The following is a 21,217-nucleotide window of genomic DNA, read 5'->3' as shown; positions in this document are numbered from 1 at the left end:
TATGCGTAGGATCGGCCTGATCGATCGGATGACCCGGGCTTGTGTCTGTGCCGGCCTACTGTTGGCGCCTGTCGTCGCGGCCCAGGCGGCCACTGAAGAAGATCCCTGGGAAAGCATCAACCGGCCGATCTTCCGCTTCAACGACACGCTCGACACCTACGCGCTCAAGCCGCTGGCACAGGGGTACCAGGCGGTCACCCCGCAGTTCCTCGAAGACGGCATCCACAATATGTTCCGCAACCTGGGTGACGTCACCAACCTGGCCAACAACGTGCTGCAGCTCAAGCCGCACGCGGCCGGGGTTGATACTGCGCGGCTGATCGTCAACACCACCTTCGGTATTGGCGGGTTCTTCGATGTCGGCACCAAGATGGGCCTGCAGCGCAATGACGAAGACTTTGGCCAGACCCTCGGCTACTGGGGCGTGAGCAGCGGCCCGTACGTAATGCTGCCGTTGCTTGGCCCGAGCACCGTGCGCGATGCCATCGGCAAGTACCCGGACACCTACACCGAACCGTACCGCTACATCGACCACGTGCCGACCCGCAACACCGCTGCCGCCGTCGATGTGGTCGACACCCGCGCGAGCCTGCTGTCGGCTGAAAAGCTGATCAATGGCGACAAATACATCTTCATTCGCAATGCATACCTGCAAAATCGCGAATTCAAGGTCAAGGATGGCGCCGTCGTCGACGACTTCTGATCCGAGCGGGTAAACAAAAGGCGACCTTCAGGTCGCCTTTTTTGTGTCTGCAATTATTTCATGCTGAGGATGCGCAGGCCGAGTTTCTGCTTGCCGTCTTGCTGGTCGGCAATCCACACCACCTCTGTGCTCGCTTCCAGGCCCTTGAGTGCCGGATGGTCGGAGTCGATACGCACCTCGAGTTGATCGCCAACCGTGAACGGCTGCGGCGCCTGGACCTGCATGCCACTGCTGGAGAGGTCGAGGCAGACGGCGGCGATGACCTGCCCCTGGTGGATCAGGCTTATATCTGCTTCCACCCGCATGCGAATGAAATCGCGCTTCTCGCTGTAGTCCATGGGCCCTGAGCTCATCTCGGCATCCTTTCATTGCGTTGCGGTTGGAGGGGTTTTTATAACTCCCGGTGCTTTCGGCTGTAAAGAGCATTGGCGACCATCGGTGTGCCCTTGAAACGCCCGGCGGATGGGAGTACCGTCTGCGCCTTACAAGGCACCTCTGCTATTTGCCGGACAGGTTTTGATGTCCTACAACTCATAGAAGAGTAGCTCGAAGTGAATCCAGTACGTGGGCCGATGCTCACCTACGCCCAACCTATTCCTGGCGCCGTTTGCCCACATGCAGAAAACCAGTGCAACGCTGCTGATAATCGATGACGACGACGTCGTACGTGCGAGTCTTGCCGCCTACCTGGAAGACAGCGGTTTCAGCGTCCTGCAGGCAGCCAATGGCCAGCAGGGCCTGCAGGTCTTCGAACAGGAACATCCTGATCTGGTGATCTGCGATCTGCGCATGCCGCAAATGGGCGGCCTGGAGCTGATTCGCCAGGTAACCGAGCGCGCGCCGGAACTGCCGGTGATCGTGGTATCGGGCGCCGGGGTGATGAACGACGCCGTCGAGGCCCTGCGCCTGGGCGCGGCCGACTATCTGATCAAGCCCCTCGAAGACCTCGCGGTGCTCGAGCATTCGGTACGCCGGGCCCTGGACCGCGCGCGTCTGGTGCTGGAAAACCAGCGCTACCGGGAAAAGCTCGAAACCGCCAACCGCGAGCTTGAGGCCAGCCTGCACCTGCTGCAGGAAGACCAGACCGCCGGGCGTCAGGTGCAGATGAACATGCTGCCGGAAAGCCCCTGGGTGGCCGACGACCTGTCGTTCGAGCACCAGATCATTCCGTCGCTGTACCTGTCGGGCGACTTTGCCGACTATTTCCGTGTCGATGACCGGCGAATTGCCTTTTACCTGGCAGACGTTTCCGGGCATGGCGCGTCTTCGGCCTTCGTCACCGTGCTGCTGAAGTTCATGACCACGCGCCTGCTGTTCGAATTCAAGCGCGGCGGCAACTTGCGTGACTTCAAGCCGTCGGAAGTGCTCGGGCACATCAACCGCGGCCTGATCAACTGCAAGCTGGGCAAGCATGTGACCATGGTCGGCGGCGTGATCGACGAAGACACCGGTATCATGACCTACAGCATCGGTGGTCACCTGCCGTTGCCAGTGCTGTACACCCCGGGCCAGAGCCGTTATCTGGAGGGCCGCGGATTGCCGGTCGGCTTGTTCGAGGAGGCCACCTACCAGGACCACGTCCTGGAGTTGCCGCCGCAGTTCAGCCTGACCCTGCTGTCTGATGGCATTCTGGACCTTTTGCCCGGTGACACACTCAAAGATAAAGAGGCGGCCCTGCCTGAAATCATCAAGGCCGCAGGCGGTAGTCTGGATGGGCTGCGCCAACGATTCGGATTAGCTACGCTTGGGGAGATGCCGGATGATATCGCCCTATTGGTGTTGAGCAGGAACCTTCAATGAGTACGGGTAGAATCCAGTTCGCCGAGCAGAATGGCACCTTCGTGCTGAAGTTTGTCGGTGAAGTGCGCCTGACCTTGTGTTCGGCGCTGGATGCGACGATTGAAAAGATCTTCACGGCGCTGAATTTCTCGGCGATCGTCATCGATCTGACAGAAACCCACAGCATCGACAGCACCACCCTGGGCTTGCTGGCCAAGCTCTCGATCCTGTCGCGGCAAAAGGTCGGGCTGTTGCCAACGGTGGTCACCACCCACGCCGACATCACCCGCCTGCTGCAGTCGATGGGTTTCGACCAGGTGTTCAACATCGTTGACCGGCCGATCCCGTGCCCGGAATGCCTGACCGACCTGCCGTCGCAGGATCAGAACGAAGACGTGGTGCGCTCCAAGGTGCTTGAGGCGCACAAGATCCTCATGGGTCTGAACGATTCCAACCGCGAAGCCTTCCACGACCTGGTCAACGCTCTCGAGCGCACCTGATCGTCGACCGGGCGCCGTTCTGGCGCCGGTCAAAAATCACTTAACAGTCAGCTTCGCGCGGTGGAAACTCGGTCGCCGCGCTGCCATCGGCGTTGAGCTGGAAAATCCGCGCCGGCTGCCCCTGTTCATTGAAAAATACCTGGCCCAGGCCCGCGCTGTTCCACAGCCGCTCGCCGGCCTTGCTGTGCGTGGGGGTGCGCGGCATCACCTGCATCTGCCGGCGCTTGGTAAACCAGTTGAGCGGTGAGCGCGGCGAGTACAGCCAGCGGTTGAGGCGATCGAAGGTGTCCAGCAGGCGCTTGGGGAACTGGTTCTTGATGCCGCTGCTGGTGATCTGCCACAGGTGCGGGGCGCGCTGGCGGTGGCGGATCAGCACCTCATAGACGAACGAGTAGTGCACGTCACCGGAGAGAATCACGTAGTGCCCCGGTGTGCGCGAGTGGCGGAAGATGTTCAGGATCACTTGCGCCGCGCCGCGATGGGCCATCCAGTTCTCGGCATCCACCAATAGCGGATAACCCAGCCAGCTGAATACCCGCTGCACGCTCTCGATCAGCTTGACGCCGAAGATCGGCGCCGGCGAGACGATGATCGCCGAAGGATGGTCGAGCAGCGCCTGCTGCAGCTCGCTTAAGGCTTCCCAGTCGAGCAGGCCCGAGGGTTTGTTGAAGTTGCTTTCACTGCGCCAGCGCCGGGTGCGGGTATCGAGCACCAGCAGCGCCGGGCTGCTGGGCAGGACGAACTGCCAGCCCTGAAAGCGCAGTACTTCGTTGATCAGCGCATCCTGCAGCGGCGTGTCGAGGTAGTCATCGGCGTCGGCACTGTGGCTGAAGGCCTGGCAATGCTCCAGTAGTCCGGTAAAGGCATCCGGGTTGTTGCCCCAGCCCTGGCACAGCATATAGCCGAGCAGGGCGTTGCCGATGATGCGCTTGGAGAACGGGTGGCCGTAGGCGGTTTCTTCCCATTGCGCCGACAGGTTCCAGTCATCGGTGATGTCGTGGTCATCGAAAATCATCAGGCTCGGCAAATGCGCCAATACCCGCGCCACCCCGCCCAGGCCGCTGGCAAAGCCGTCGATCAGTTGCTGTTCCTGGCGGTAGCGGGCCTGGCGCTCGGCATTGAGGCCGGGCGGCATCTGCACGTCGATCAGGCCCCAGGGCAGCGGGGACCAGACCAGCAGGTACATGGCCATGACTTCGGCGAAGGTCACCAGGTGGTTGTCGGCGTTGCTGCTGGTGAAGATCGGCTTGCGTGTGCCACCGAAAAAGCGCTCGCGCAGGGTTTCGTTGCTCTCGAGCGCCGGCAGCAGGTCGGCGCGGTGGTAATAGCTGGCCGGGTGCTGGTAGAGCGCGGCGCTGTCATCGACCACCGCGCCTTGCAGGTGCTCGCCAAACAGCCCCAGGCGCTCGATCAGCGCATGTATGGCGCGCAGCATGGGCCCGGCGACATCGTCGGCATACACCTGGTCACCGCTCATCATCAGCAGGGCCGGGCGCTGCAATGGCGCGGGCTGTTCCAGCAACAGGCGGTCGGCGCACAGCAGGCCGTCGGCCGCCGGGTGGTGGGGTTTGCGGCAGGAGCCGTGGAGCAGGTGCTCAAGGTGCGAGCGCAGGACGAAATTCGGCCGTTGCGCGCCCGGGTAGAGCAGGTGTGGCGCGTAGTCGGCGATGCCCCGGTTATTGAAGATCAGGTCGTAGTCGATCTGCTCATCGCACGGCAGCGGGCGGTCGAGGCGGATGTCGAGCAGGTGGACAAAGGCGTGGCGGCCGATCGGCACAACCGCGCAGTGGATGTCGGCAGTAATGCCTGCGCAGCTCAGGTGCAACTCGGCCTGCAGTGGCGTGGAGGCTACCAGCCAGAACACTATCCGGGTGGGTTCGAGGCGGCGCAGTAAAGGCCCGGCCAGTACTGCGGGTAATTCGGAAGATTCAGACATCAACATCTCTGAAAGCAAAGTCGAAAGCATCGCGGGTCAAGTCGAGTCGTCGCACCGCCGCTCCCACTTGATGGGTGGGAGCGGCGGTGCGACGACTCGACTTGACCCGCGATGAGGCCCTGAAGGCCGATAAGATGCTCTACGCTGCACCCCTCACTGGCAAACCCAGATTTGTATCAGGCCTTTGCCAACAACAACGCCTCAAGCTTCTCCTGATCCCGGGCAAACTGGCGAATCCCCTCGGCCAGTTTCTCGGTGGCCATGGCATCTTCGTTCGACGCCCAGCGGAACTGGCTCTCCGTCAACTGCTGGCGCGCCTCGCCGGTTTTGCCAGGCTTGAGGATGCGCGGCAGCTCGCCCTGATCATCGCTCAACTGCTGCAGCAGCTCGGGGCTGATGGTCAGGCGGTCACAGCCGGCCAGTTGCTCGATCTGGCCGATATTGCGAAAGCTCGCGCCCATGACCACGGTCTTGTAGTCATTGGTCTTGTAGTAATCGTAGATGCGCGTCACCGACTGCACGCCCGGGTCTTCGGCGCCGACATACTCCTTGCCGGTGGACTTCTTGTACCAGTCGTAGATGCGCCCCACGAACGGCGAAATCAAGAACACCCCGGCGTCGGCGCAAGCCTGGGCCTGGGCGAAGGAGAACAGCAGGGTCAGGTTGGTCTGGATGCCTTCCTTTTCCAGAACCTCGGCGGCGCGGATGCCTTCCCAGGTCGAGGCCAGTTTGATCAGCACCCGGTCACGGCCGATACCGGCCTGGTCGTACAGCTCGATCAACTGCCGGGCCTTGGCCAGCAGCGCCGGTTGGTCGAAGGACAGGCGGGCGTCGACCTCAGTGGAGATACGCCCCGGAATCACCTTGAGAATGCCGGCGCCAACCGCCACGGCAAAGGCGTCACAGGCGAGGCCGACATCGCCCTTGCTGTGCGCGACCGATTGCTGGAGCAGCTCGGCATAGCCAGGCATGGCCGCGGCCTTGAGCAGCAGCGAAGGGTTGGTGGTGGCATCGACCGGTTTCAAGCGGCTGATGGCATCAATATCACCGGTGTCGGCAACCACAGTGGTGAACTGCTTGAGTTGTTCCAGCTTGGAAGTCATGGGCGTGCTCTGTCCTGTGCAATGGATCGACATTACCCGAGCGCTGCCAGCCGCTCAAGGGCTGGCTGGCAGGCGGGGCGAAGGGGATAAGCCTTCGAGTGCCAAAGCGCGCACAGGTTCCGGGGTTAACGCCCCTGCAGCAGCTCGCCGGCCTGGTCGAGCAGGGCCAGTGGGTCCTTGCTCTTGTGGATATCCACCGACAGCAACTGGCGAAACTTGCGCGCCCCCGGGAAGCCCTGGCCAAGGCCGAGAATATGCCGGGTGATGTGATGCATAGCGCCGCCGCAGGCCAGGTGCGCAGCAATATAAGGGCGCAATTTGGCCAGCGCTTCGCTGCGGCTGATCACCGGCGCGCTGCTGCCGAACAACTGCTGGTCAACTTCGGCCAACAGATACGGATTGTGATAAGCCTCGCGCCCGAGCATCACCCCGTCGAAAACCTTCAAGTGCTCCTGGCATTCCGCCAGGGTCTTGATCCCGCCGTTGAGCACCAGCTCAAGGTCCGGGAAGTCGGCCTTCAACTGCGCGGCGACGTCATACCGCAGCGGCGGAATCTCACGGTTCTCCTTCGGTGACAAGCCTTCAAGAATCGCAATACGCGCATGCACGGTAAAGCTGCGGCAACCGGCATCGCGCACCTGACCGACGAAATCGCACAGCTCGGCATAACTGTCGCGGCCATTGATACCGATGCGGTGCTTGACCGTCACCGGAATCTGCACCGCATCCTGCATCGCCTTCACGCAATCGCCGACCAGCGCCGGATGGCCCATCAGGCAGGCGCCGATCATATTGTTCTGCACCCGATCGCTTGGGCAGCCAACGTTGAGGTTGACCTCGTCATAGCCTGCGGCCTCGGCCAGCTTGGCGCAGGCGGCCAGATCAGCCGGCACACTGCCGCCCAACTGCAGCGCCAGCGGATGCTCGGCCTCGCTATGACGCAGGAAACGCTCGGCGTCACCGTGCAGCAAGGCGCCGGTGGTGACCATTTCGGTGTAGAGCAGGGCGTTGCTGGACAGCAGGCGCAGGAAGAACCGGCAGTGGCGGTCGGTCCAGTCCATCATAGGCGCAACGCTGAACCGGCGGGAGGGTTCAGGACGCGGGTTTACTGGGGTTGAGGCGGATTCTAGAGGCATGTTCTACGACGCATTTGCAGCCATTCAGGGGTGTTTTTGCTTTGCGTGGTTTGCTAAAGCATGCCGGCGCTAATCAAAAACAAAGGTGCTCTAGTCTACCAAGAGTACCGAGCGTTCGCTCGTAACCAGTCTACTACGAGAGGCGTTTCGTACAGCCCCTGAACAGGGCTCATGTAACCCGACAATGCGCCGATACCGTGCTGCGGAAAGTCCATAAAAGGCAGGAGCCTGAACATTGTTCGAACACATCTGGCGCAGCATCCATTCCCCGGGCTACTTCCCCAACGTACTGGAATGGATGATCGATATTCTCCTCAACCCGTTCATGGTGGTTATGTGCCTGATGGTCGGGGCGCTGGCCGGTAAAGGGTGGCGAGCCATCCCCTACGGCAGCCTCACCTGTTATGTGCTGTTCCTGAGCCGCTCGCCATTCTATCGGTGGGAAAGCATTTTTCCCGTAGCCGGGCTGCCCGCGCTGTTGATTGATGGCGCACTGTTGGCCCTGCTCGGTTTCTATTTGAAGGGCGTACTCAGAACCCGCTCAGCAGCAAGACCCGAAGGTCATTGGTTGCGCTGGCTTTATCAAAGCCTGAAGGTTGTCATGCTGACAATCGTGGTGGTGTTCTGGGTACTCGTTGTGCTGTTTGTCTTGATCTTCACCGTCTCGGTCGCTACCCAACCGTCACTGGCGCACTGACCCAATTCCTGCTTGGCAACCCAGAACCGTTTCAGGCCGTTGCAGCCGGCAAACTCATGTGCAACAACGGGAACGGCCGGCCTTCGCCATCCAGCGGGGAACGGCCAGTCTGTACAAAGCCGTAATGCAGATAAAAGCCCACCGCCTGGGGGTTTTGCTCGTTTACGTCAACGCTCAAGGTATCCCGCGAATTGCGCGCGTAATCCACTAGCGCTCGGCCAATGCCTTGCCCGCGCAGGTCGGGATCAATGAAGAGCATCTCAACGTGGGTTTCGTTGAGCCCGATAAAGCCCAGCGGGCGGTCTTCAGTGTCTACTGCAACCCATAACTCAACCGCGGGTAGGTAGACGTCGCGCAGTTGCGGCAGCAGCGCGTCTATGTCGGATGCTTGCAGGAAGTGGTGGGTGGCGCGCACGGAGCGCAGCCAGAGGTCGAGCAGTTGCGGGTAGTCGGCAGCGTTTGCCTGACGAATGATCATGGAATCATCCTTGTGCACTTGATATCGGAGTAGAGGTACGCCAGGGAAGTGTCGGCATCTGTATGACCGCTTCGCGAGTTAACGCCTGGGCAGTGCACGGCAGAGGTAGCCGAAAAGGAGGGGCGGAAAAATTACTGAGTCTCTTTCGATGTGTCAAGAAAACTGGACGCTTGCGAGGCGTCAAGGAGCAACGCTGGGACATCAGTGCTCAGGATGCGATAGCATTGAGCCATTAACGAAGATTTTGCTCACCTGCAAGGGAATGTCTGATGTCGAAAAAAATGGGTTCTCTCGGATTGGCCTTGGCCGTGACCCTCGGAGCCAGCTCGTCGGCAATGGCCGAAGAAAAGCTGTTCAAGGATTTTGCCTTTGACTCGCCACGGTCAGCCTATACCGAAGCCAAGGGCTATTACGACTGCTCGGAAGATCTTCTCGCTCCCGCCATGTGCAAGGATGATGTGGACTTTATCGGCCACAAATTTACCCTGGCCCTGGTGTTTGCAGGCGGCAAACTGAACACGGTTTCGCTGATCAGTGACTTCGATCAGGAGATTTACAACAACGCCATGACAGCACTGAACAAGACGTTCATGTTGAGTTCGATGTCGGACGCCAACACGCAATTGGACTTGATCGAGCTGGCGAGCAGTGCGCGCAATCGCGACGACTACTTGACCCGGTATACCCGCTATGAAGAAGTGGGCGTCGCGGCGGGGGATTTCACTTACACCTTCCTTGAGGGGGCCGATACCTCGAAGAAATACTCCAGTGTCCCCACCTTGCTAAATAGCTCTGCAGATAACATCCGCTGCGCCGAGCTGATGCTGACCGGTGAGGGGGCTGACTCGGCGCTGTACATCCGCTTCTCCTTTCCTAACCTGGAGATGAAAAAAGCCGAAGCTGCGGCGCAGAAGCCGGTCGAATCCTTCTGACCGTCACCGCCAGAGCAAACCCCGCCCCGAGCGGGGTTTTTCATGTCTGTCGGGCAAGCAGAAATAATAAATCTTCCAGGTATTCCAAGTTGTTATAGTTGTGTTCGTTATTTTTATTTCAACTTTGACTGCCTGCTTTATAGGCTGTTTGGAATAGCAAGGAAGCCGCTGCCTTGCCGATGTCTGAAAGTATGTTATGCTCGGAAAATAACCCCCGCCGCACCCTCTCTCCCTACCTGTTTTTCTCGCCTAAATTGATGATCTGCATCAGTTTTTTGCTCGCCTGCGGGCTCTATATTGAATTTAAAGGAATGAACAACTCTCCCCGCCACGCTGCGAAGTTCTGGTGTGAAAGTTTATAAAACAATAAGGAATCGCCCGTTAGGTTGAGTGCTGTTTTTACGGCGCTCGATCATCATCCGGTGTTACCCATGAAGTCGACCGTTGTCTCTGTTGCGCGCAAACTCAAACTCTATCAATTGGTGGTCTTCGACCAGGTCCTGCGTAGCGGCTCGCTGGTGGGCGCGGCCCAGGCGTTGAACCTGACCCAGCCGGCCGTGACCAAGATCATCCACGAAATGGAAGCCTTCCTCGGCGCCGCCTTGCTGGTGCGCGGCAACCGCGGGGTGCGTGCCACCGAGCTGGGCGGGGTGGTGGTGCGCCGCGCCCATGCCATGCTCACCGAACTGCGCAGCCTTACCGATGAGGTCAATGCCTACCACAGCGGCACCACCGGCCAGGTCATGGTCGGCTCGCTGACCTCGTCATCGGCCTTGCTGTTGCCGCATACCCTGCGCCTGCTCAAGGAGAGCGCGCCAGGGGTGCTGGTGACGGTGCGGGTCGGGCATATGGACCAGCTGTTCTCAAGCCTGTTGGCCGGTGAGCTGGATATTGTCGTCGGGCGCATTCCCGATGACTGGCGCTGGCACGAGCACGAGCCGCGGCTCAAAGTCGATGTGCTGTGCGAAGAGGGATTGTGCATCGTCGCCGGTGCCGAGCACCCGCTGCACGCCAGCGGCGGGCCGCTGAGCCTGGCCGATCTGCATCCGTTCCCGTGGATTCTGCCGCCGCGCAGCGGTCTGTTGCGGCGTACCGTCGACCGCCTGTTCGAGGAACTGGACCTGGGCCCGCCGGCCAACGTCATCGAGTCGATCGCGGCCCTGACCAACTACGAATTGATGCAGGACCAACAGACCGTCGGCTTCTTCCCCCTGCAAACCACCCAGCAACTGGCCCAGGGCGGCAAGCTCAAGGCCTTCGACCTTGGCAAGCCGCTGAGCTTTGGCAGCATCGGCTGCTTCTACTCGGCCAATCGCAGCCTCGACCCGGCCAGCCGGCTGTTCCGTGAATGCCTGACCCTGGCCAACCAGCCCGGCGAGCAAAATTAACCAGGTATTCCATATCGCTATAGCTACAGCCGCTCTATTCATGAGGTATGGCCAATTGCCACACCTACAATGCGGGTAATTACACCCGATTGATCTCGTAATAACGGATACCCAGCGCATGAGAAGCAATCTGCCGGTCACCCAGCAGGAAGTCATCTTCCAGAACCAACAGCGGCTGATTTCTGCCACCGACCTGCACGGCAACCTGACCTACTGCAACGACGAGCTGGTGGCCATCAGCGGCTTCAGCCGTGAAGAGCTGATCGGCAGCCCGCACAATATCGTCCGCCACCCGGACATGCCCGAAGCGGTGTTCGCCCACATGTGGTCGTACCTCAAGGCCGGCAAGAGCTGGATGGGCATCGTCAAGAACCGCTGCCGCAATGGCGATCATTACTGGGTCAGCGCCTATGTCACGCCGATCCTCGAGGGGGCGACGGTCGTCGGCTACGAGTCGGTGCGGGTCAAGCCGCAGCGTGCCGATATCGAGCGTGCCGCCGCGCTTTACCAGCGCATCCGTACGGGCAAAAAGAGCTGGAGCTTCAAGCACCTGGCCAAGGCTGTGAAAGAGCAGGCGCTGGCGCCGGTGGCGCTTGGCGTGCCTTGCCTTGCCGCCGTGTGGTACCTCGATAGCTGGGCGGCGCTGGCCGTGCTGGCCTGTGGTTTTGTCGGCATGCAGGTGGCTGCGCACTGGAACCTGCAGCGCAAGTTCGCCCTGGCCCGGCGTGCCACCGCCGACAGTTTCGACAGCGAACTGATTGCCCGCACCTACACCGACGAGCACGGCGCCGTGGCGCAGTTGATGATGTCGCTGATCAGCGAACAGGCCAAGGTGCGCACCGCCCTCAGCCGTTCCGGCGACTACGCGCAGAAGACCGAAACCATGGCCGGCGAAAGCGGCAAGCTGGCTCAGGCCTCCGAGTCGTCGTTGCAGCGCCAGCGTGACGAGACCGACATGGCCGCTACCGCCATGACCCAGATGGCGGCGTCGATCTCCGAGGTTTCGACCCACATCCACGACACCGCCCGTGAGGCCGACGACGTCAACCAGCTGACCCGGGTCGGCTCCGAAGAAGCCGGCAAGACTCGCCTAGTGATCGAGAAACTGCAGGACACGGTGAACCAGATCAGCCAGTCGGTGGAAAATTTTGCCGACGAGACCCAGTCGATCCAGATCGCCTCGAACATGATCCGCCAGATCGCCGACCAGACCAACCTGCTGGCGCTCAACGCCGCCATTGAAGCGGCCCGGGCCGGCGAGCAGGGTCGTGGTTTTGCCGTGGTCGCCGATGAGGTGCGGGCGCTGGCGTTCAAGACCCAGGAGTCGACCGAAACCATTCAGACCATCATCCAGTCGCTGCACAGCGCCGCCAACCAGGCGGTGGATATCGCCCGCCAGGGCAGTGACGAGGCCCATGCCGGTGTCGATCAGGTGATCGCCACCCAGAACGCCCTGGAAGGCATCGGCGTGGCGGTCGAGCATATCCACCAGATGACCGAACAGATGGCCGCCGCCTCCGAGCAGCAGGCCCATGTCGCCGAAGACATCAGCCGGCAGATTACCACCATCGCCCAGGTGTCCGAGCAGAACGTCGACATAGCCGCCAGTTCCGCCAGCATCGGCCGTGAGCTTGAACACACGGCGCATGAAATGTATGCGCTGGTGGACCGCTTCAACCGCTAGGCCGCGATCATGACCCGAGAGGATTTCGACAAGCTCGCGGCCCACGCCGAGCGCGAGCTGACCAGCATTCCCTACGCGATTTTCGAGGCCGCCGCCGATGCGATTGTCATCACCGATGAATGGGGGCGGGTGCAGGCGATCAATGCCGCGGCGCAGAAGCTGTTCGGCTACAGCTTCGCCGAACTTGCCGGTGCGAATATTTCCCGGCTGATGCCCAGGGCCTACGCCGAGCACCATGATCAGTGCCTGGCGTCCTACCGTGCGGGCGGCGGGCGCAAGCTCAACGGCCTGGTACGCGAGCTGCTCGGCAAGCGCAAGGACGGCTCCTTGTTCGATTTGCACGTAAGTGTCGGCGAGCTGTTGCTGGGTGGCCGGCAACTGCTGATCGGGGTGTGCTATGACATCAGTGAACAGTTGCAGATGCACCGGCGCATCAACCACCTGGCCAGCCATGACACCCTGACCCACTGCATGAACCGCAGCGCCCTGCATACGCGCCTGCAGCAGGAGATCGCCCTGGCGCAAGCGCAGGTGCAGCAACTGGTGCTGGTGTTCATCGACCTCGATGGCTTGAAAATCATCAACGACAACCATGGTCATTACGTCGGTGACCGGGTGCTGGTTGGCGTCGCCGAGCGCTTTCGCCAGTGCCTGACCGGTGCGGGGTTGCTGGCCCGGGTTGGCGGCGATGAGTTCGTGGTGGTGATGCGTCAGCCGTTTGCCGAACAGGGTGGCATGGGCCTGGCCACACGGCTGTTCGAGTGCCTGCAGGCGCCGCTGCGGATCGACGGCATGGCCTTGGCTGTGCGCGCAAGCCTTGGCGTCAGTACCTGCGCCAATTGCCGGGAAGGGCAAGCGCCGGCGCCGGATCAACTGATCATCGATGCCGACTTTGCCATGTACCAGGCGAAGAAGGCCGGCGGCAATCGCATCGCCTGTTTCAACCCGGCCATGCGCATCACCCAACAGCGCGAGCAGCAGCGCCTGGAGCGCTTGCGCCAGGCGATCGAAACCGAGCAATTGCAGCTGCATTACCAGCCGCAGTTCGAGCTGGCCGACCCGCAACGGATCACCGGCCTTGAGGCCCTGCTGCGCTGGAACGACGGCGCCAACGGCCCGGTATCGCCGGAGGTGTTCATCCCCCTGGCTGAGCAGAACGGGCTGATGTCGGCGCTCAATGTCTGGGTGGTGACCCGTGCCTGCGCCGACAACCGGGCGCTGATCGAAGCCGGCCTGCTGGATGTGCCGGTGGCGGTGAACATGAGCGGCTACTCGTTCATGCAGTGCGATTTTGTCAGCAAGTTGGCGGCGGTTCTCGAGCGCAGCGGCCTGGCGGCCAACCGCCTGGAAATCGAAGTGACCGAAACCGCCGCGCTCAAGGATATCGAGCAGGCCCGGCAGAACGTTTTGCGCTTGCAAGGCATGGGCGTGCAGGTGTCGATCGATGATTTCGGTACCGGCTACTCATCGCCTAGCACCTTGCGCGCCTTGCCGTTCGAGAAGCTCAAAATCGACCGGGTGTTCATCAGCGAGGTGCAGAGCAACCCGATCGACCAGGCTATCGTCAATGGCTACCTGATGCTGGCCGAGAGCCTGGATATCCAGGTGGTGGCCGAGGGCATCGAAACCCGCGAGCAGCTCGATTACCTCAAGGCCCAGGGCTGTAGCCTGGGTCAGGGCTTCTGGTTCTGCCGGCCATTGCCGATGGATAGGTTGCTGCAGTTCATCATGGGCCGTGAGCATGCCGGACGTCGGTTGGTGAGGTAGCGCCAGCAAGGCTTGCCTACACTCATCGGTCGCCTGTGCAATGGATGCATGGGGCCATTTCATGGAGATCAGTGGCAATGAATTCACCCGGAAAAGGACTTCCCGAGACCTTCCTGCAAGCCGCCGCCCTGCGCGAGCACGACCGCTACCCCGAGGATATGGACTGGCAGGCGCTGGTCCATGCGTTTTTCCCCGACAGCGTGGTCGGCATGGCCCAGTCGCTGTCGAACATTACCGCAGCTTTTTACGGCCTGATGCTCGAGCAGGCAGGGGAAATGTTCGGCCGCGAGCACATCAATCGCCTGTCCGAGCGCATGTTCTATCGCCTGGGCCGGCGCATGGCGGCGCGGCATATGGCCAGTAAGGTGCTGCTTGAGCGCGACGCCCGTGGGTTGGGCCGGTTGGTGGTGGCGGCGATCTTTACCTCCAGTCCGGAATACCGCCTGCACATCCTCGAATTCGGCGCCGAGCAGGTGTTTATACGCATCACCGGCGCTGATCGCTACCACCGCATCGCCCGTGAACTGGGCTTCGAAGACGTGCTGCAGTGGCCGGTACTGCGCGAGTTTTTCCGTGGGCTGGGGGATGAGCTGGGGATTACCGAGCGCTTCGCACTGGCCATGGAACTGGTAAGCCTGGATGACGACAGCCGGTGCGATTATTCGCTGGCTATCGTCAGGCGCTCAGATCGAACGCTGGCCGACCCGCTGTGACAAAGCCTCGGCCGACTCCTTGCGCTCGGAGTAGCGATCGACCAAATGCTCGCTGCGCCCGCGCAGCAGCAGGGTGAACTTGACCAGCTCTTCCATGACGTCGACCACGCGGTCGTAGTAGGCCGAAGGTTTCATCCGGTCGTTACCGTCGAATTCCAGCCAGGCCTTGGCCACCGAGGACTGGTTGGGGATGGTGAACATACGCATCCAGCGCCCCAGTACCCGCAGCTGGTTGACCACGTTGAATGATTGCGAACCACCACACACCTGCATCACTGCCAGGGTTTTACCCTGGGTCGGACGCACCGCGCCCATGGCCAGCGGCACCCAGTCGATCTGCGCCTTGAACACCGCCGACATGGCGCCGTGGCGCTCGGGCGAGCACCACACCTGGCCTTCGGACCATTGCATGAGGTCGCGCAGTTCGACCACCTTGGGATGGTCCTCGGGCGCGTCGTCGGGCAGGGGCAGGCCGCTGGGGTTGAAAATCCGGGTTTCGGCGCCCAAGTGCTCCAGCAGGCGCGCAGCTTCCTCAGTCAGCAGGCGGCTGAACGAGCGTTCGCGGGTCGAGCCGTAAAGCAGCAGGATGCGCGGCTTGTGCCCGTCATGGGCGGCGTTGGCAGGGATCAGGTCGAGGTCGAGATTGGGCAGTTGATCGTTCATGGGAGAGTCCTTTCACAGGGTGCCGATGCGGTCAATTTCAGCCTGCAGCTGATCGCGGCTCAGGCGCTCGAAGGGCAGGGCGAGGAAGGTTGTGCAGCGCAGCGCGATACGCGCCAGGGTGGCGTCGAAGGCGGCATCGAGCTGGGTCTCGGTGCCGTGGATTTCGGACGGGTCCGCCAGCCCCCAGTGGCTCTTCAGTGCCGGTCCGAAGTACAGCGGGCAGGCTTCGCCAGCGGCGTTGTCGCAGACAGTGATGACGATGTCCGGTGGGTTGTCGACGAAGGTGTCGTTGCCTTTGCTGGTCAGGCCGCTGATATCGATGCCGGCGCGTTGCAAGGTCGACAGGCTGCGAGGATGCACCTGGCCCTTGGGGAAGCTGCCGGCACTGAGCGCTTCGAAGCCGGCCGGGGCCAGGTGGTTGAACAGCGCTTCGCACAGAATGCTGCGGCAGCTGTTGGCGGTGCACATGAACAGGATTCGCATGGGGCGGACTCCTCAGCAGCAGGTTGCGCGGGCAGGGCGATCACCCATGCCATCGAGGCGGGTGCTGTCGGCGCTGAGCCACTGGCCGTTGGCTTCAAGGGTCAACTGCAATACCTGGTTGACCCAGGCCGGCAGTTGCGGGTTAAGCCGGTAGTACACCCACTGGCCCTGGCGGCGGTCGAGCAACAGGCCGCAGCTGCGCAGTTGCGCCAGGTGGCGGGAGATCTTTGGCTGGCTGTGGTCGAGCGCGCACATCAGCTCGCAGACGCACAGCTCACCTTCGCGGGCGATTAGCAGCGTGGCGCGGGCACGGGTTTCATCGGCGAGGCATTTGAACAGGGCGGTGGGGCTGAGCATCGAATCGGCCTTTTACATATGGAAATTCGAATATACGGATTTCCATATGTTTTTGGCAAGCCGGTTGTCTAATCAGCCAGCCGCTGGTGAACTCAGCATCATTACCCTGGAGCAGTACTTTCAGGATGCCCAGCGTTAGAATGCGCCGTTTACCTGAAACGGAATTCATCATGAGCGCACCGTTGCACGCCGCTTTTTTCACCTTGCTGGCCTTGCCCGGTGCTGCCCACGCTGCGGCGGCAGAACCGGTACCGCTGTACCAGCCCCTCAAGGACTGGGTGGTGGGCTGTGACAATACCCGCCAGTGCACGGCGTTGGCGGCCGATACCCGGGCGGACATGCCGCTGGGTATCCAGGTGCTGCGCGGGGCCGGCCTCGATGGCCAACTGCAGGTGACGATCTTCAGCAACAGCTCGCTGGAGGCGCCGTTGCAGCTCGATGGCCAGCCGCTGGCACTGCCGGTGAGCGAGGCTCAGGAGGACGGCGTGGTGTTCTGGCACGCCAGCGGCGAGCAGGCCATGGCCCTGCTCAAGGCCATGCGCAACGGCGCGCGCCTGACCTCGCAGAGCAATGATGGTGAGCTTGGCAGCTCTCTGAACGGCCTGACGGCTTCGTTGTTGCTGATCGATTCGGTACAGGGGCGGGCAGGGCATCGCAGCGCCTTGGTGCGCACAGGGGATGCGCCGGATAGCGCCGTGCCTTCTGCGCCAGTACTGCCCAAGCTGGCGCCATTCGTACGCCCCGCGCCGATGGGTGAAGCAGAGGCCAGGCGCATCAGCGAGGTGGTCATGACTGCCACCGCAAACGACTGGCGCGATCCCGACGCGGACTGGACCCCGGACAGTGCCCAGGCCTATGCCTTGAGCAAGGACACGGCGCTGGTGAGCTTTCGTTTCGGCTGCGGTGCCTACAACTGCGAGTACGCGCTCTACACCACTTCGCGGGCGCATCCCGAGCAGGCGAAGGCGCTGCAACTGGAGAAGATTGCGGCGCAGGAGCAGTGGGGCGACTTTGGCGGTTCGGTGGGCTATGACCCGGACTCCGGGGTGCTCAGCAGTTTCATCCTGGCGCGGGGCATTGGCGATTGCGGCATGGAACAGAGCTGGCGTTTTGACGGGGAGCGCATGCGACCGCGCTCGCTGTCACGCATGGGCAGTTGCACTGGGAACTGGCCAGACAAGTGGCCGGTGCTGTGGCGTACGCAGGATTGACCCTGGGGCTGCTGCGTAGCCCATCGCCGGCAAGGCCGGCTTCCACAGGGATTGGTGTTGCCTGATAGCCTTGATCAGAACGCCAGCTTGTAGCCAATCATCAGCAGCATGCCCGCCAGGCACGGGCGCAGGATGCTGTCGGAAATTCGCCCGGTCAGGTGGCTGCCCATGTAGATGCCCGGCAGCGAGCCGAGCAGCAGGTAGCCGAGCAGCGACCAGTCCATGTTGCCCATGCTCGCATGGCCGAGACCTGCGACCAGGGTCAGGGGCACGGCGTGGGCGATTTCGGTGCCGACCAGGCGGCGGGTGACCAGGTACGGATAGAGCAGAAACAGCGCCACGGTGCCCAGGGCGCCGGCACCGATCGAGGTCAGCGAGACCATGACGCCGAGCACCACGCCGGTGACTACGGTCAGCAGGTTGAGGCTGGTGCCGCTCAGGTGGTAGCGGTCGCCGGCGTGTTTGCTGGCGAAGGCCTGGAGTTTGCTTTTGAACAGGATGGCCAGGGCGGTGAGCACCAGGACCACGGCCAGGCCTTGCTTGATAATGGCGTTGGCGGCCTGGGTGTCGGCATCGAGGCTGGCGAGGAACCACAGGGTCAGGGCGGCGGCCGGGACGCTGCCGAGGGTCAGCCAGCCGGTGATTTTCCAGTCGATATTGTTGTTTTTGCCGTGGACCCAGACGCCGCTAGCTTTGGTGATGGCGGCGTAGAGCAGGTCGGTACCTACGGCGGTGGCGGGGTTGATGCCGAACCACAGCAGGATCGGGGTCATCAGCGAGCCGCCGCCGACGCCGGTCATGCCGACGATGAATCCAACTACCAGGCCTGCAATGGTGAAACCGAAAGAACCTACATCCATAAGTAACCTAAACGCCCAACGTGCCCGTGATCGGATGGCAGCCAGCATAAAGGTTTTTTTATAGCCAAATAGACTTGTTCGTTATTAGGTTATAACTGGGTCGAGCTTCGGGAGGGTTTGCACCATCCATTTGCCAGGGTGTGGCTTAGTCACCTTTCCGCCCTTACGGCGGCTTACTTTTTTCAGTCGAAAAAAAAGTAAGCAAAAATTCTCGCCCCACCAGTGGGCCCTACGCTGCGCTTCGGGTTCCCTCGCTTCGGTGTCGCTACGGGGCATTGCGAACTACGAGTTGCAAGCAACTCTACGTTTCGCAACTTCGGCTAACGCCGAAGGTGCTGCGCACTCGCCCCTTCGCAACACCTGCACTCGGCCCTTCTGGTTAACGGGGCTGGGTAGATCAAGAGCAGATCAAGATCAACAGCACAATTCGCTTCGCTCTTGCTGTGCGACGTCTCGACTTGACCCGCGATGCGGTGTTACAGACAACGCTGTTACCGATCCGTCATCACCACCATCACATGCGCATCCCCACCATCTTCGGTCTCCGACAGATAGATATGCCCGACATTGCTGTTGAAGTAGGCCGTCTCCTGCGGGCCGATACTCACCGCCTCACCGGTCTCGAATACGATGCGCACACGCCCGCTCAGCACCAGGGCAAATTCCTGCCCGGGGTGGCGGATGAATTCGTCGAACTGTTGCCGCTCGCGAGCGATGATCCGGGCGTACATCGGGGTCATCAGGCGCTGCGGGAATTCGCCGGCAATCGGGTGGTAGTCGTAGGTGCCGGTGCTGTAGCCGGGGGCGCTGGGCAGGGAGTTGACCACGACGGTGGTCGGCACTGGCACATCGCTTACGCCTGAAGCGCGAAACAGCTGGGCGATATCCACCTGCAACGCCCGCGCCGCCGCCGCGAGTTTTTCGTAGCTCACCGAGACCTGCGCCAGTTCCATTTTCGACAGGGTCGAGACCGGTACCCCGGACAGCGCCGAGAGTTGCTTGAGCGTCAGTTGCTGGGCCTTGCGCACGCTGCGCAGGCGCGCGCCAACTTCGGCGCGGTCAATCAGCGGCAGCGCGCCAGGGCGGGTGTCGGCAGGGGAGCGGTCGGCACTCATCAAGCATCTCGGTCAGGCAAAACGGATGCGCATCTTACCGTGAGCGCTTGCATAATCCGAAATTCTCAGATATTAGAATTCTCACAAATGATAATTTCATCTCGCAGGTGATTGCATGGCTATGACACAGACCTTCGACATCGTGATCATCGGCGCCGGTATTGCCGGTGCTTCATTGGGCTATCGGCTGGCGCCAGGGCGCCAAGTGCTGATGCTTGAACGCGAAGCCCAGGCCGGCTACCACTCCACCGGGCGTTCGGCGGCGATGTTCATGGAGGCCTATGGCACCCCGCAGATCCAGGCGCTGACCCGCGCCAGCCGGGCCTTTTATGAGTCGCCGCCGCCGGGCTTCTGCGAGCATGCACTGCTCGAACCGCGGGGTTGTCTGTATGTGGCGACCCTGGAGCAACAGGCGCTGCTCGACAGCACCTATGCACAGAGCCAGGCCAACGGTACCGAAGTCACCTTGCTCGACCGCGACGGGGCGTTGGCACTGGTGCCGAGCCTGCGCGCCGAGGTAGTGGCCGGCGCGGTGCTCGAACCCGGCGCCATGGACCTGGATGTACACGCGCTGCACCAGGGCTTCTTGCGCGGTTACCGCCAGGCCGGCGGGCACTTGCGCTGCAATGCCGAGGTGGTCGAGGGCAGTTACCACGAAGGTTACTGGCAGCTCGTGATGGCCGATGGCAGTTGCATTCAGGCGCGCCAGTTGGTCAATGCCGCTGGCGCCTGGGCCGATCACATCGCGGCGGTCTGCGGCGTACAGCCGGTCGGCCTGCAGCCGTGCCGGCGCTCTGCCTTTACCTTCGACGGCCCGCCAGACCAGGCCTTCAGCCGCTGGCCGGCAGTGATCGGCGTCGATGAGAGCTTTTATTTCAAACCCGATGCCGGGCAGTTGCTCGGCTCACCGGCCAACGCCGACCCGGTCGAGCCCCAGGACGTGATGCCCGAAGAGCTCGACGTCGCCATCGGTATCTACAACATCGAGGCCATCACCACCCTGGCGATTCGCCGCCCCAGTCATAGCTGGGCCGGGCTGCGATCGTTCGTTGCCGATGGCGACCTGGTGATTGGCCGCGATCCGCACAACCCGGCGTTTTTCTGGCTGGCGGCGCAAGGCGGTTATGGTATCCAGTCCGCTGCTGGCGCTTCGCAACTGGCCTGTGCGCTGTTGCTTGAGCAACCGTTACCGGCAACCCTGAGCGCCGAAGGGGTCGAGCCGCAACGCTTGTCCCCGGCGCGTTTTCGTTAATTCCCGAAGGAGATTTCCCATGAGTTCGACTATCGAGCGTATCCCCAGCCACCTGCCATATCCGTTTTCCAAAGCGGTCAAGGTTGGCGGTTTTCTGTTTCTTTCCGGGCAGATCCCCCTGCACGCCGACGGCGAAGTGGTGCGCGGCGACATTCAGGTCCAGACCCGGGCGGCGCTTGAGCGTATCGGTGAAACCCTGGCCGAGTGCGGCGTCGGTTTCGACCAGGTGGTGAAGGCCACCGTGTGGCTGTCCGACATGGCTCATTTCGCCGGCTTCAACGAGGTCTACAAAAGCTTCTTCGCCAGCGGCTACCCGGTGCGTTCCACTGTCAGCGCCGGCCTGGCCCTGGGCGTGGATGTCGAGATCGAAGTGCAGGCCTGGCTCGGCAACGACTGAGTCAGCACGGCAACACTGGGTAAAAACAACAACAAAGGCCCCGCAGGGCCATCGATACCAGAG

General features: G+C 61.8%; 21 protein-coding genes and 2 pseudogenes. 13 read left to right on the top strand and 10 right to left on the bottom strand.

Going from position 1 to position 21,217, the window contains the following annotated elements:
• Position 1: 1 nt before the first annotated feature.
• Positions 2–703, top strand: a complete 702-nt coding sequence (locus tag LOY54_RS18630; protein ID WP_045194864.1) for a VacJ family lipoprotein — start codon at positions 2–4, stop codon at positions 701–703.
• Between the two features lie 53 nt (positions 704–756).
• On the opposite strand, the gene LOY54_RS18625 is transcribed toward LOY54_RS18630, so the two are convergent.
• Entirely contained in the window at positions 757–1,056 is a 300-nt protein-coding gene (locus LOY54_RS18625; protein WP_045194861.1) for a PilZ domain-containing protein, read from the bottom strand.
• Positions 1,057–1,318: 262 nt separating this feature from the next.
• Between LOY54_RS18625 and rssB the strand changes: the two genes are divergently transcribed.
• Positions 1,319–2,503 (top strand): two-component system response regulator RssB, encoded by a 1,185-nt coding sequence (gene rssB, locus LOY54_RS18620; protein WP_045194857.1) that lies wholly within the window; start codon positions 1,319–1,321, stop codon positions 2,501–2,503.
• Positions 2,500–2,982: an anti-sigma factor antagonist RssC gene (gene rssC, locus LOY54_RS18615; protein ID WP_038994382.1), complete on the top strand. Its 483-nt coding sequence runs from the start codon at positions 2,500–2,502 to the stop codon at positions 2,980–2,982. Before rssB ends, rssC begins: the two co-directional genes overlap by 4 nt.
• A 40-nt stretch (positions 2,983–3,022) precedes the next feature.
• Here the strand turns inward: rssC and LOY54_RS18610 are convergent, their stop codons facing one another.
• The 3 genes from LOY54_RS18610 to dusA form a co-directional block, all read right to left on the bottom strand.
• On the bottom strand, positions 3,023–4,918 hold the full coding sequence (locus LOY54_RS18610; protein ID WP_258607546.1) for an alkaline phosphatase D family protein: 1,896 nt from the start codon (positions 4,916–4,918) through the stop codon (positions 3,023–3,025).
• 176 nt (positions 4,919–5,094) lie between these two features.
• Complete coding sequence (gene tal, locus LOY54_RS18605; RefSeq protein ID WP_258607545.1) at positions 5,095–6,021, bottom strand: transaldolase; 927 nt, start codon at positions 6,019–6,021, stop codon at positions 5,095–5,097.
• Positions 6,022–6,146: 125 nt separating this feature from the next.
• Entirely contained in the window at positions 6,147–7,157 is a 1,011-nt protein-coding gene (gene dusA, locus LOY54_RS18600) for a tRNA dihydrouridine(20/20a) synthase DusA (protein WP_195884676.1), read from the bottom strand.
• Between the two features lie 235 nt (positions 7,158–7,392).
• On the opposite strand from dusA, the gene LOY54_RS18595 reads away from it, so the two are divergent.
• Positions 7,393–7,854, top strand: a complete 462-nt coding sequence (locus LOY54_RS18595; protein ID WP_258594250.1) for a hypothetical protein — start codon at positions 7,393–7,395, stop codon at positions 7,852–7,854.
• Between the two features lie 31 nt (positions 7,855–7,885).
• On the opposite strand, the gene LOY54_RS18590 is transcribed toward LOY54_RS18595, so the two are convergent.
• Positions 7,886–8,332 carry an acetyltransferase gene (locus LOY54_RS18590; protein ID WP_258607544.1) on the bottom strand — a complete coding sequence of 149 codons (447 nt, stop codon included), beginning with the start codon at positions 8,330–8,332 and terminating at the stop codon, positions 7,886–7,888.
• Positions 8,333–8,601: 269 nt separating this feature from the next.
• Between LOY54_RS18590 and LOY54_RS18585 the strand changes: the two genes are divergently transcribed.
• From LOY54_RS18585 to LOY54_RS18565, 6 genes and pseudogenes are all read left to right on the top strand, one after another.
• Complete coding sequence (locus tag LOY54_RS18585; RefSeq protein WP_258607543.1) at positions 8,602–9,264, top strand: hypothetical protein; 663 nt, start codon at positions 8,602–8,604, stop codon at positions 9,262–9,264.
• A 431-nt stretch (positions 9,265–9,695) separates the two neighbouring features.
• Positions 9,696–10,652, top strand: a complete 957-nt coding sequence (locus tag LOY54_RS18580; protein WP_258607542.1) for a LysR family transcriptional regulator — start codon at positions 9,696–9,698, stop codon at positions 10,650–10,652.
• A 118-nt stretch (positions 10,653–10,770) separates the two neighbouring features.
• A pseudogene (locus tag LOY54_RS27690) lies at positions 10,771–11,031 on the top strand (PAS domain S-box protein); the annotation flags it as partial.
• Positions 11,032–11,388: 357 nt separating this feature from the next.
• A pseudogene (locus LOY54_RS27685) lies at positions 11,389–12,336 on the top strand (methyl-accepting chemotaxis protein); the annotation flags it as partial.
• A gap of 9 nt (positions 12,337–12,345) precedes the next feature.
• Complete coding sequence (locus LOY54_RS18570; RefSeq protein ID WP_258607541.1) at positions 12,346–14,103, top strand: bifunctional diguanylate cyclase/phosphodiesterase; 1,758 nt, start codon at positions 12,346–12,348, stop codon at positions 14,101–14,103.
• 77 nt (positions 14,104–14,180) lie between these two features.
• On the top strand, positions 14,181–14,816 hold the full coding sequence (locus LOY54_RS18565; protein WP_258607540.1) for a hypothetical protein: 636 nt from the start codon (positions 14,181–14,183) through the stop codon (positions 14,814–14,816).
• Here LOY54_RS18565 and arsH read toward each other — a convergent pair.
• From arsH to LOY54_RS18550, 3 genes are read right to left on the bottom strand one after another with little or no spacing between them, the layout of a single operon-like run.
• Positions 14,787–15,479 (bottom strand): arsenical resistance protein ArsH, encoded by a 693-nt coding sequence (arsH, locus tag LOY54_RS18560; protein WP_258607538.1) that lies wholly within the window; start codon positions 15,477–15,479, stop codon positions 14,787–14,789. The genes LOY54_RS18565 and arsH overlap by 30 nt on opposite strands.
• Before the next feature lie 12 nt (positions 15,480–15,491).
• Positions 15,492–15,962: an arsenate reductase ArsC gene (locus LOY54_RS18555; protein WP_258607537.1), complete on the bottom strand. Its 471-nt coding sequence runs from the start codon at positions 15,960–15,962 to the stop codon at positions 15,492–15,494.
• A gap of 12 nt (positions 15,963–15,974) precedes the next feature.
• Positions 15,975–16,319, bottom strand: a complete 345-nt coding sequence (locus LOY54_RS18550) for a metalloregulator ArsR/SmtB family transcription factor (protein ID WP_045194829.1) — start codon at positions 16,317–16,319, stop codon at positions 15,975–15,977.
• 170 nt (positions 16,320–16,489) lie between these two features.
• Between LOY54_RS18550 and LOY54_RS18545 the strand changes: the two genes are divergently transcribed.
• Complete coding sequence (locus LOY54_RS18545) at positions 16,490–17,530, top strand: DUF1176 domain-containing protein (protein ID WP_258607534.1); 1,041 nt, start codon at positions 16,490–16,492, stop codon at positions 17,528–17,530.
• Between the two features lie 74 nt (positions 17,531–17,604).
• Here LOY54_RS18545 and LOY54_RS18540 read toward each other — a convergent pair whose 3' ends face one another.
• The gene (locus LOY54_RS18540; protein ID WP_045194827.1) at positions 17,605–18,390 is read right to left on the bottom strand and encodes a sulfite exporter TauE/SafE family protein; all 786 of its coding nucleotides are present in this window, start codon (positions 18,388–18,390) and stop codon (positions 17,605–17,607) included.
• Positions 18,391–18,881: 491 nt separating this feature from the next.
• Positions 18,882–19,505, bottom strand: coding sequence for a helix-turn-helix domain-containing protein (locus tag LOY54_RS18535; RefSeq protein ID WP_045194826.1), 624 nt, complete (start codon positions 19,503–19,505; stop codon positions 18,882–18,884).
• A 121-nt stretch (positions 19,506–19,626) separates the two neighbouring features.
• Between LOY54_RS18535 and LOY54_RS18530 the strand changes: the two genes are divergently transcribed.
• Both LOY54_RS18530 and LOY54_RS18525 read left to right on the top strand, forming a co-directional pair.
• On the top strand, positions 19,627–20,757 hold the full coding sequence (locus LOY54_RS18530; RefSeq protein ID WP_258610733.1) for an FAD-binding oxidoreductase: 1,131 nt from the start codon (positions 19,627–19,629) through the stop codon (positions 20,755–20,757).
• A gap of 19 nt (positions 20,758–20,776) precedes the next feature.
• Positions 20,777–21,154, top strand: a complete 378-nt coding sequence (locus LOY54_RS18525; RefSeq protein ID WP_093380936.1) for a RidA family protein — start codon at positions 20,777–20,779, stop codon at positions 21,152–21,154.
• Positions 21,155–21,217: the final 63 nt, after the last annotated feature.

Origin of the sequence: Pseudomonas sp. B21-032 (assembly GCF_024748965.1) — a bacterium.
Lineage (GTDB): Bacteria > Pseudomonadota > Gammaproteobacteria > Pseudomonadales > Pseudomonadaceae > Aquipseudomonas.
This window is presented reverse-complemented; position numbering and strand designations above follow the sequence as displayed.